This is a genomic window from Chitinophaga sp. RAB17 (assembly GCF_052114225.1).
Lineage (GTDB): Bacteria > Bacteroidota > Bacteroidia > Chitinophagales > Chitinophagaceae > Chitinophaga.
In genome coordinates this window covers 463,684-475,610 of the sequence record NZ_JBFREI010000003.1, presented here as the reverse complement: position 1 = coordinate 475,610, position 11,927 = coordinate 463,684, and the positions used below count along the sequence as shown (strand labels likewise).

Here is an 11,927-nt window from a genome sequence, read left to right as displayed (position 1 = left end):
CCTTTTTATATATTAAAAAAAATATTTTGTGAAAATTATCCGTGGAGGAAAGAAAATCATCTAACAGGAAATTTTTAATTTAATATCTTTGATGTCGACCAAAACATGAAGGGGTTAGCCCGATGGAGATGTGATATGCCTGATGAACGAGATACCTGGATGAAATTTTGTGGTGGTGAACAAGCTGCTTTTCGTGAATTATATGACAAATATTATTCACGCATGTTTGTATGGGGGTGTAAATGGCTGGGTGGTGAAACGGCTTTCGTAAAGGATCATCTGCACGATTTCTTTATTTACCTATGGGAGAAAAGAGAAAATCTTTCCCTCGATATCAACGTATCAGCTTACCTGCTTACGGCTTTTAAACGCCGTTTAATTGAACAATGGGGGAGGCAAAAAAAGTTAACCGATATTACAGCCATGATCGATTTGTCTGCTGATACCGGTGAAGACACTGACATTTTTACCGCACAGTTTAACCGCATACAACAGGCTTTACAAACACTGACCCCTGCCCAAAGAGAAGTAATAGAGCTCCGTTTCCTTCAGAATATGTCCTTGCAGCAAATTGCGGATGCCAAAAATACCAGCCTCCGAACAGTCTATAACCTTACCCATAGGGCGATTGTACAGCTTCGCCAGGAGGTAGGTAAAAAAAATATTTTTTTTCTGTGGTAAATCCCAACCACTTTTTCCTCTGTATAAGAAAAGCGTTACTGCATGGAAGATATTTCAATAGAAAAATTGGTAGGAGATCCGTCTTTTATTAATTATTGTTTTCATACCAACGAAAACGATGTACGCTATTGGAATAACTGGCTTCAGGGACATCCGGAGCAGGCTGCCTTGATCCGCGAAGCGGTGGATATGGTGAAAACAGCCGGCTGGCTGTTGCAGGCAGAAAGAGAAAAACCAGCGGCCATGGCTAAAATGGACGAGTGGTTACTGAATACAGGAAAGCCTGCACGCCGCATGCGCTGGTATTATACCGCCGCCGCTGCTGCGGTGATACTGGTCTTTCTAACGGTATGGCATTTCCGCCCTGTATCCATTGCCCCACCTGGCGTTGCCACTGTTGTGCGACCGCTGCAACTGTATTACCACAATACCAGCAAAGTTATGCAGGGAGTGCTGCTACCGGATAGTAGTTATGTATTGCTGGAGAGTGGCGCCAGCCTGCAACTGGAGAATGCCTTTGGTAAGTCTGCGCGCGGCATGGCCCTGAATGGTACGGCTTATTTTAAGGTATCCCGTGATCCGCTGCGCCCATTTAATGTGAAAGGAGCGGAGTATATTATCACCGCGCTGGGTACAGCATTCCGGATGACATCTGCCAACGGCAAATTACAGGTATTGCTGGAAGAAGGTAAGGTGATGGTAGAAAAAAACAGCCAGGGCACTCGCAAGCTGATTACCTACCTGATGCCTGCTGAGAGCCTGCTGATAGATCCGGCTAGCCGCAATACAAAGCAGCAGCAGAGGTTCACCCCCGCGACGCTGAATGCATGGAAGGCACAGGAAATTCTGTTTGATCATACACCTGTACCCGAGGTGGTATTACAATTGGAAGCATGTTATAATATTCATATTCAGATAGCAGATACTATTCTGCAAAAAGAAGTTTTTTCAGGACGATTTAAAAATGATGCATTACCAGCAGTACTGGAGGTATTGTGCTTTACATTAAACAAACAATATCAATTTGCAGATTCAGCCAATGTATTAATCAAGTAATCAACCAAAACCATTAGTAGGATTATGTATTTACGTTTTTGCCGGTTGTCCGTGAGGATAACGAGTAGACATTCCCATGCCTTTTTTGTGATGATGGTGTTAGTACTTTCACTGGCGCTGTTGCCCGCTATGGCACAGGTAAGAAAAACAGTGACTTTGGATAAAGTCCCTGTGGAAAAGGTATTCCGGACTTTATCAGAACTGTATAAAGTTCGCTTTTTTTATGCTGGTTCTTCTGTCAACAGAGATGCCAGGATCAGCATTCCTGCGGGTGAAAGATCGCTGGAGGAAGTGCTGCAGTACCTGACCGTGAATTATCATTTGGCTTTCCGCAGAAATGATAATATGATTAGTGTGAGCTCCGTGCATGTAGAAGCGACTACGCCGGCGCAGACCGAACGAGGCATCCGTGGTCGTGTAGGCCTGTATGAAGGCGATGCCATTGTGTATAATGCCGGTGTTACCATCCGGGAGCAGGGCAGTAGTAATGCTGCCATTACCGATGATAAAGGTTATTTTTCCATGAAGCTTAAAACAGCCGAAGCACAGCTTAGCATCAGCTGTGTTGGCTATGTAAGCAGTGAATTGGAAGCGGGTGACAAAGCCATGATCAATGTTACCCTGAAGCCATCCTTGCAGGACATTCCGGAAGTGGTGATTTCTACCGGGTATCAAACGCTGGCCAGGAAAAATACGACAGGTGCATATTCCCGTATTACCGGGCAGGAAATTGAAAGAAGAGGTAGTCAGTCGCTGACGGGGTTACTGGAAGGAAGTATACCAGGGTTAACACTGGCGACGGGCTATGCCGGTACCAGCAAAGACCGCCATCAGAATGGTATCGATATACAGGTGCGTGGTGGTAGTGCCATACAAACAGACCGTAATGGGCCGCTCATTATTGTGGATGGTTTTCCGGTGAATCAGTTGCCGGATAATATGAATGACGTGGAAAAGATAGATGTGCTGAAAGATGCTGCAGCAGCGGCTATCTGGGGCGCACGTGCTTCCAATGGCGTGATCGTGGTGACGACCAAACGGGGTAAGGAAGGTAAAATAAAACTCAACTACGCTACCAATTTATATTTCACGCAGCGCCCGGATTATAGTGCGCTGAAACGTGCCAATGGCGCCGACCTGGTGGATTATGATAAGGAGCTGTATGATAAAGGATTCATTGACCCACTTATTTTTGAAGGACAATCAAGTGGTTATTCGCCATCTTTCGATATTCTTTTGCAACTGAATAAAGGACTGATTACAGACGCGGAGTTTAAGCGTAAACAGGATTCACTGGGAAGCATATCCAACCAGTCGCAGGTGCGCGATTTACTGTTGCGTACCGGTGTGCGCCAAAATCACTACCTGTCGCTTTCCGGTGGTGGTAAAGGATACCGCTTTATGGTATCCGGTTCTTATGATAATAGTCAATCAGTATACATCGGTGATAAATCACAATCTGTACAACTGAATACCCGCGGTGATTTTGAAGTAACCCGTAATCTGCGGTTTAATGTGGATATGAATGGTGTATTTCAGGACATGAAAACAGTGCCCAATCTCAGCGGAGATATTCAGCAACTGGCGCCTTATCAGTTATTACTGGATGCAAATGGAAAATACCTGTACGACTATACGACTTTTAATAAAACAGAGAATGACCGGCTGAAAACAATGGGGTATGCGGACAATGGCCGTAACCTGCTGGAAGATGCCCGGCTTTCCAATAACAGGAATAAGAATTTCGGACTGAGGACAAACGTGGGTGGTGAATGGAAGATCCTGAAAGGACTCACCCTGAATGCAGGTTTTCTTTACGACCGTATGAAGCAGAGTGGCCGTAACCTGTTATCTCAGCAAGCTTATAGTAATCGTAATTATATTAACCAGTTTACCACGCTGGATGTAAACGATAAAGCTGTTTATAATCTCCCGCAGGGTGACCGGCTGGATCAGTCGGAATATACCAACAGCAACTGGGCATTGCGTTCACAGCTGAATTACAGTAACCTGTTTCGTGCAAAACATTTTGTGAACTTCGCCGCTGGTATAGAAGTGAAAAAATACATAACAGAAGGATTCACTGCTACCAAGTTTGGTTATAACGATGAGTTGCAATCCTGGCAGCCGATAGATCAGAAGATGTTGCTGAGTAATGATCTTACCTGGTGGAATGGCCGGAAGATTCCCACTTATGATGCTACCCAGCAGGATATTTTCCGATACAATGATGTAAGAGAGAAATCCTATTATGGAACGGGAACCTATACTTATGACGAACGTTATACCATTACCGGTAGTTATCGCGTGGATCAGTCCAACCTGTTTGGCGCAGATCCCAAATACCGCAGTACGCCGCTATGGTCGGTTGGGGCAGCCTGGGATGTTGCACGGGAACAGTTTTTTCATGCCAATAATATCAGTATGCTGAAGTTGCGTGGTTCCGTGGGATTGACCGGTAACTTTGACCGTACTACCACTCCTTTGCTGGTGGCCAACCGGTATTTCATGGCAAGACTTAATGAGTTTTATGCCAGGGTAAGTGGTTACAATCCGAAGCTCCGTTGGGAAAGATCGCGTACTATTAACCTGGGTATAGACATGGCGATGTTTGAGGGTCGCCTGCAGGTGACCGCAGATGCGTATAATAAGTATGGTTATGATCTGTATGGCACGAGGGTACTGGACCCTACGGTAGGGTTTGAGAGCATGAAGATCAACGCTGCCAGGATGACCAATAAGGGAATTGAACTGACGGTACAGGGCAACATCATTGACACCAAAAAATTCAAATGGAATAGCCGGTTAAATGCTGCCTATAATAAAAATATCATCACAGATAATAAAGTGCCGGATAGTGATCCGGTGATCGGTCGCGCCACCGGCAGTACACAGTATGTAGAAGGATATGCACGGGAGTCGCTATGGAGTTACAAGTGGGCAGGACTTGATGATCACGGTAACCCGCAGGTATATGGTGATAAGGGGGAGAAAGTAAAAGCTGCCCAGTTCTCATCGCTGATACAGAGCGGAACTTACCGTGCTCCTTTCTCCGGTGGATTTACCAATATATTTTCTTACCGCGAATTTTTTGTGAGTGCGCTGGCCACTTTCAATTTTGGAAATGTACTCCGCCGCGAAATGCCGGATATGTATGGTTACTCCTTTTCTACTTCGTTGAATTACCAGATCCGCAACCGCTGGCGCAAACCGGGTGATGAAGCTAAAACAGATATCGCGGCCATCACACCTTCTTTTGATCCGGCCGACTTTTATGACGGCCGCGAACGTGCCATTCAATATTCTTCCAACAGTGTGATACCAGGTGATTATATCCGGTTGCGCGAAATACAGTTAGGATATAATCTGCCAGCTTCTTTGCTGAAAGGGACTTTCCTGAGAGGGGTGCATCTGATTGCGCAGATGAATAATGTAGCCTTATGGAAGAAGAATAAATATGGGATAGATCCTGAAGCTATAGATCCGATAAACGGAGCTTATTATTTACCGGAACCAAAAGTAACAACGATTACTATTCGTGTTGAACTGTAAAAAAATGGTAATGAAAAAATTAACGATATACTGTTTGCTCTTCATCATATTGCTGGCCGGCAGCTGCAAGAAATTCCTGGACGTTACGCCTAAAGGGAAGTTTCTTCCTAAAACGGTGGCAGACTATGAACTGTTCATGAACGATCCGGTGATGGCGGATGCCGCCTATGGGAACGAAGAGTTTATGACGGATGACCTGAGCTACAACGATGAAATGCTGGGATTGCTGGGCGATAGTCGTACTGCTAAAAGTTATTTGTGGGCGAAAGATTTGCTGAGGGCAACCGATAATGATGGGGAATGGAATAACGCCTACCGCAATATTTATAATTGTAACCTGGTACTGGCCGAAGTAGGGAGTGCTACCAATGGCACACCTGTTGATGTAAGCCGGCTGACCGCAGAAGCTAAAATACACCGGGCTTATCATTTCTTCCACCTGGCTAATTTATTCGGTAACGACTATCAGGCTGCTACGGCTAATACCGATCTGGCAGTGCCTATTTTACTGGTACCGGACCTGGAAGCCCAAACAAAGCGGGCTACGGTACAGGAAGTATACAATCAGGTGATCAAAGACCTGACGGAGGCACTTGCAGAAAGTGGTTTACCGGTGATGGGACGGAATTATATACATCCTGGCAAAGCCGCTGCATATGCATTGCTGGCAAGGGTATATTTATATATGGGTAACTATGAGCAGGCATTGAAAGCTGCTGATGCCGCACTGGCGCTGAAAAGTACGCTGCTGGACCATAATGTCATCAGCTTCATCAACCCGGCAAAGCCTTACAGTGGTTTTAAAGGCCGTCCTACCGCTGATGCAAATCCGGAAAATATTTTCACCAGAACCAATAGTCTGAGTAACACCCTGGTGCGTTTTATGATTCATCCGGAGCTGTTGAATATTTTAGGAGAGAAAGACCTGCGCTATGTTTACGCTTTTACACGGCTCGACAGAAGTGGTGCTGCCAGCAAAAGCCCTTATCCTGACTATATGGCTAACTATATTAATTACAGTATAGGCGTTCCCGAGATGATGCTGATAAAAGCAGAGTGTCTGGCTCGGAACAATAGTAAAGATGAGGCGATTGGTCTGTTGAACACACTGCGGCATAACCGGTTCAAGCCCGCCGATTATGCAGATCTCACTGCTGCCACAGCAGATGATGCACTGCTACAAGTGCTGGCAGAAAGAAGAAAAGAACTGATGTATCATGGGCTTCGTTGGTTTGACCTGAAACGATTGAACCGCGATCCCCGTTTCAAAAAAGACCTGACGCGCAGTTATAAAGGTGATACCTATACGTTAGCCGCTAGCGGTCCGCGTTACCTGTTACAGATTGCACCGAAAATTATTAGCATAAATCCAGCCATTATACAAAATCCGAGGTAAACCAACTATCATCCCGGCTGACTAAAAAACATTTTTTAGTCAGCCTTTTTCTTGTAAAAAAAATGTGTATGAAGTTTTTATACTACCTATCATCTTTGCTCCTGATCAAAGCGGAGCTGCATGCACAGCAGCTGAAATTTACGACAGCACTGCACCGGGAAAATGAGAAAGTCACCATTTACCGGGAATGGCCTTCGCGGCAACTGATAGATACGCTGCGGCTCACCGGCAATTCCTTTACGTATAAGTTGCCTGCCGGTGCAGGGGTATATTCCGTTCAACTGCGTAAGCCCTTTATGGATGCTGTATTATTAGAAGAGGGGGAGACAGTGACTATCAGTATGACCAACGATACAGCGGTCGTTATCAGTGGTGGTGCATTGCAAAGGAAATGGAATGATTTTGAAAAAGCAATGAAGCCGGATGAGAAAGCATGGAATGAATGGGGGCACAAATACGAAGTGGCGTCGAATCTGGAAGAGAAATTAAAAGCGAATACGGAAAGTAATCGTTATGCAGAAAAAGTACAGGGTGCCAGACTGGCCTTTGTATTGGCGAATGCCGGGAACCTGGCAGGGGCCTGGATGGGCTACTACTACGCTTTCGCCTGGTCTCCTTCCGACCTCGATAAACTGGTACCGGCATTTCAGCAACAGGCTGCTGCCAAAACTACGTATAGCCGGTTACGTGATAAGCAAGCCGCCGTTGCCGCTTTTAACATGACTGGCAAAAAGGCGCCTGTTTTCACATTGCCGGCTATTACCGGTGATGCGGTGGCGTTGGATAGCATGTTTGGTCAGCATCAATACGTATTGCTGGATGTATGGGCTTCCTGGTGTACGCCTTGCAGGGCCACTAACCGCAAACTGGCACCCCTATACGAAAAGATGAATAAGAAAGGGATTGGCTTTGTATCGGTATCTGTGGATGAAAAAAGAGAACTGTGGGAAAAAGCGGTGGAGGCGGATAAAATCCCCTGGACACAATTAAGGAGTGAGGAAGGAATGAAAAGTGAATTTGTAAAGCAGTATAAAGTACAATCGCTGCCCGCTACTTTCCTGATCGATAAAAACGGAACTATTATTCAGCAGCATATTGAAATAGCTGACCTGGAAAAATTATAATTGATTTTTATGAAATCATGCTTATTGTTATTGGCCCTGATGCTTGGCTTCGGGCACCACAGCCGGGGACAGCTACTACTGAAAAATGCCACTATCATAGACGGTGATGCAGGCGTAAAGCCCCGTATTGGGTCAGTGCTGATCCGTGAAGGGATCATTGAAAAGATGATATACGATGGCGTATTGCCCAGTGATAAATTAACGGTGATTGATTGTACCGGTCAGTTTATTACACCGGGCCTGATGGATGCGCATGTGCACCTGGCCACCGTGAATATGGGGGATCAGAAAGGAGCGCATATGAAAACAGACAGCATCCTGCAGAACATGATCCGGCATGGGATTACCAGCGTACGCGATATGGCAGGAGATGCTATTTTCCTGGCGGAGTACAAAAGGAAAATTGCAACGGATCAGTTGATCGGCCCGGATATTTTTTATGCAGCACAGTTTGCGGGACCCGGTTATTTTGCAGAGATGAAAGGCAGTTCCCGTGCAGATAAAGACCTGGGAACTACACCCTGGTACCGCGCCATTACACCGGAAACGGATTTGAAGCTGGCTGTGGCCGAAGCCAAAGGTGCAGGTGCAAGCGGCATTAAAGTGTACGCGGATCTCACAAAAAAACAAATAGCGGCGATTACCAGGGAAGCACATGCACAGGGCATACAAGTATGGAGCCATGGTACGGTATTCCCCGCCAAACCTGCTGATGGCATCGCAGCTGGCGTGAACAGTTTATCACATGCCGCCGATCTTTGTTTTCAACAAATGAAAGGCGATACACTGGGATTTCATGAAGCCTGGCAACAACTGTACAAAAAAGGTTTTACACTGGACACAGTAGTACAGGTGAAATTATTACAGGGCATGCAGCAGGCAGGCATTTTCCTCGACCCTACTATCTTTCATGCATCGAACAACAAGATGTGGAATGCGTTGACCATTACCCGCCTGGCGCATCGCATAGGCGTGAAAATAGTAACTGGCACCGACTGGATATATCCAGAAAAAAATGAAGCCGTTCCCTTACAGGATGAAATGGAATTGCTGGTGAGCAAATGTGGTTTCAGCCCGGCAGAGGCTATTCAGAGTGCTACAATGAACAGTGCCACTGTGACCGGTTTGCATGACCGGGGACTGGTACGTGCGGGCAAATGCGCCGACCTATTGATAACTAACGAAAACCCCTATACGAACCTGGCAACATTATTTACCCCCGCCATCGTCATTAAAAGGGGAAAATGCGTAAACAGCCTTTAGTAAATACAGCGCAGATCAATACAACATCATCCGCGCTGCATTTACTAAAAACTAAGCGCTAATGGCTAAATTAAAAGGGGAAAATACGTAAACAGCCTTTAGTAAATACGGCGCAGATCAATATAACATCATCTGCGCTGCATTTACTAAAAGCTAACCGCTAATGGCTAAAAGCTAATGGCACCATACAGCGTATATCTTTTTCATTGAGATAGTCTTCCAGACAGTAACCCTGGGGATCCAAACCGGGCGTTTGTAGCAGCCGGTCAAATGTCTGGCTGACTTTGGGCGGGTCCTGTTCATAATTTAACAGGACTTCGCTCATATAAACCCCTTTCCTGATAATAAAGCTATCGAGACCATAGGCTGCGCCCTCTCCCGGAGATTGAGCGGCTACAGCAGCCCTGTAAATGATGTCACAGCCACCTTCCGGCCGGGAAATACCGTATAGTTTTCTGCCCTGTATATCGGGCACTAAAGCAGCCAGCTTTTCAAAAGCGGGTTTAATACCTTGCGGAAAAGAGGAGGCTTTCACATAAAACACTTCCATATCGCGTTCTAAAGTATATGGTTCCATAGTAGACGGTTTGACGTACTGTAAATATACCACGGATATATTTTGAGTATACGGGGTAAAAGCGACAAATACAGCGGCGTATCAGGACAATTACATTAAAAACCTTTTATTACCGGCTAATTCACGCAATCGTTTGTGTCAGTATTTTCCACTAAAATCAGCTAACATTATCCTCTGTTCAACAGACGTTCCATGAAAAACATTTTCACCAGCAGGATACTGATCGTACTCTTTTTACTAGCTATACAACAATCGTTGCCAGCACAGGTATTTTATGCAGGTAAAGCTCCCGCTAAAGCAACCGTTTTACCCGACAAATATGTTTTGGAAAATAATGTGCTGGAGGTAAACTTCAGGTCGATAAATGAGCAGTCTGGGCATGTTACCTTCCGGGACAGGCAGTTGTCTAAAGCAATAGATTTTGATAAGAATAATTTATTTGCATTGAAATTAAACGATGGCACCTTGTTGCTGCCATCTGATTTTGCGATCAGCACCCGCGATGCTGGCACTATTGCGGCAGTACCGGATGCGGTGAAAATAATTGACCGCCTGCCGGGAAAGCAGCTGATCTTTGGGCTTACCAATAAAACACATGGTATCACGATCACCTGGCGTATTTCCCTGCATGATGATTGTAACTTTATCCAGCAACATTTTCATATTGAGGATCCGGCACATGCAATTACAGATTTATCGCTGGTCAATATTCCTGCAGTCTATCAACCCGTGCTTTCCGGTACTGTAGATGGCTCTCCGATATTGGCAGGTAACCTGTTTTTTGCCCTGGAACACCCTATGGCGCAGAATGAGGTGAGTACTACTGCTACCAGAAGTGGTGTGGCTGCATCTGCTACGCTGCGTTCAGGTAACGGATTTGACGTTAGTGTGGCCTGGGGTATTACGCCTGCGGAGCAACTTCGCCGGGGTTTTCTATCTTACCTCGAAAAAGTAAGGGCAGTACCTTATCGTGCTTTCCCGCATTATAACTCCTGGTATGATGTAGGGTATGATGGCCGGGAAATCACGGAGGCCAATGCCATGGACCGGATTAAAATGTTTGGCGACAGCCTGGTAGTAAAGCGAAAAGCAAAGATCAGCGCCTTTTTATGGGATAGTGGCTGGGATGATTATAACAGACTCTGGTATTTCAGCAGTAAGTTGCCGAATGGTTTTAAGAAGATGGATGCGCTGGCACGTCAGTACAAATCGGCCATGGGAGTATGGGTATCACCCTGGGGTGGTTATGATAATGAAAAGATCAGTCGACTGGCCAGCATTAAAACGCTGCAGTTGCCATTTACGCCGAATGATAACGGTTTAAGCCTGGCTGATCCGCACTACTTCGATTATTTTAAAAAGCTCACCGAAGGATTTGTAAAAAATCAGGGTGTGATCAGTTTCAAGTTTGATGGGGTAGGTGCAGGCAACGGTGCTGCCGGGGCAGGAGAGAAGTATGCCAGAGATGTGGAATCTTTTTTACGTGTGATCACAGATCTCCGTAAAATAAAATCTGATCTGTTTTTTAACCTCACCGTAGGCACCTGGCCTTCTCCCTACTGGCTCAATTATGGCGATGCTATCTGGCGTGCCGGTGAAGATATGGGAGTACAGGGTGTGGGAACTAAAAGACAACAATGGATCAACTACCGCGATGCGGAAGTATATAAAAATGTGGTGAAACGTTCCCGCTTATATCCGCTCAATGCCCTGATGTATCATGGCATTGTAGTGAATAATGAAAATGGGCTGGGTGCATCTTTTGCCAACGATGATGCGGGGCTGGCGGAAGATATCTGGGAGTTTTTCGGTAACGGCACGGGTATGCAGGAATTGTATATTAATCCGCACCTGATGAGTACTGCCTCCTGGAATATACTGGCTAAAGGCATGAAGTGGTCTGAGAGGCACCGCGATGTTTTATCCGATATACACTGGATAGGCGGCGATCCCGGTAAGGAAGAAGTGTATGGCTTTGCGGCATGGAATCATAAGGAAGGCACGATCACCTGGAGAAATCCATCTGCAGCAACGCAAAAAATTACGTTCCGTTTGAAAGAGGTATTGGAATTGCCGGCGGACTATAAGACTAAGTTTGCCGCCTTTAATGTAATAGAAGACGTGAAAGCCGGAGAGATGGATAGTGAGGACAGCATCACGATAGAACTGGCGCCTTTACAGGTGAAAGTGCTGGAGTTGAAGCCGGTGAAATAACATAACGGTAATGCCTGAGGGGGCTTACGATAAAAGGGTGTACCGGTGATCTGGTACACCCTGT

Annotated in this window: 8 protein-coding genes; 7 read left to right on the top strand and 1 reads right to left on the bottom strand. The window is 45.8% G+C overall.

Annotated elements, in window-relative coordinates:
- Positions 1-105 precede the first annotated feature (105 nt).
- From AB4Z08_RS13670 to AB4Z08_RS13645, 6 genes are all read left to right on the top strand, one after another.
- Positions 106-681 carry an RNA polymerase sigma factor gene (locus AB4Z08_RS13670; RefSeq protein WP_441574303.1) on the top strand — a complete coding sequence of 192 codons (576 nt, stop codon included), beginning with the start codon at positions 106-108 and terminating at the stop codon, positions 679-681.
- Between the two features lie 42 nt (positions 682-723).
- Positions 724-1,737, top strand: a complete 1,014-nt coding sequence (locus AB4Z08_RS13665) for a FecR family protein (protein ID WP_441574302.1) — start codon at positions 724-726, stop codon at positions 1,735-1,737.
- A gap of 24 nt (positions 1,738-1,761) precedes the next feature.
- Positions 1,762-5,289 carry a SusC/RagA family TonB-linked outer membrane protein gene (locus tag AB4Z08_RS13660; RefSeq protein WP_441574301.1) on the top strand — a complete coding sequence of 1,176 codons (3,528 nt, stop codon included), beginning with the start codon at positions 1,762-1,764 and terminating at the stop codon, positions 5,287-5,289.
- Positions 5,290-5,299: 10 nt separating this feature from the next.
- Positions 5,300-6,685, top strand: coding sequence for a RagB/SusD family nutrient uptake outer membrane protein (locus tag AB4Z08_RS13655; protein WP_441574300.1), 1,386 nt, complete (start codon positions 5,300-5,302; stop codon positions 6,683-6,685).
- 68 nt (positions 6,686-6,753) lie between these two features.
- Positions 6,754-7,809, top strand: coding sequence for a TlpA family protein disulfide reductase (locus AB4Z08_RS13650; RefSeq protein WP_441574299.1), 1,056 nt, complete (start codon positions 6,754-6,756; stop codon positions 7,807-7,809).
- A gap of 9 nt (positions 7,810-7,818) precedes the next feature.
- On the top strand, positions 7,819-9,072 hold the full coding sequence (locus AB4Z08_RS13645; RefSeq protein ID WP_441574298.1) for an amidohydrolase family protein: 1,254 nt from the start codon (positions 7,819-7,821) through the stop codon (positions 9,070-9,072).
- A 160-nt stretch (positions 9,073-9,232) separates the two neighbouring features.
- Here the strand turns inward: AB4Z08_RS13645 and AB4Z08_RS13640 are convergent, their stop codons facing one another.
- Positions 9,233-9,649, bottom strand: coding sequence for a hypothetical protein (locus AB4Z08_RS13640; RefSeq protein ID WP_441574297.1), 417 nt, complete (start codon positions 9,647-9,649; stop codon positions 9,233-9,235).
- A gap of 192 nt (positions 9,650-9,841) precedes the next feature.
- Here AB4Z08_RS13640 and AB4Z08_RS13635 point away from each other — a divergent pair, with 192 nt between their 5' ends.
- Positions 9,842-11,863 (top strand): hypothetical protein, encoded by a 2,022-nt coding sequence (locus AB4Z08_RS13635; protein ID WP_441574296.1) that lies wholly within the window; start codon positions 9,842-9,844, stop codon positions 11,861-11,863.
- Positions 11,864-11,927 lie beyond the last annotated feature (64 nt).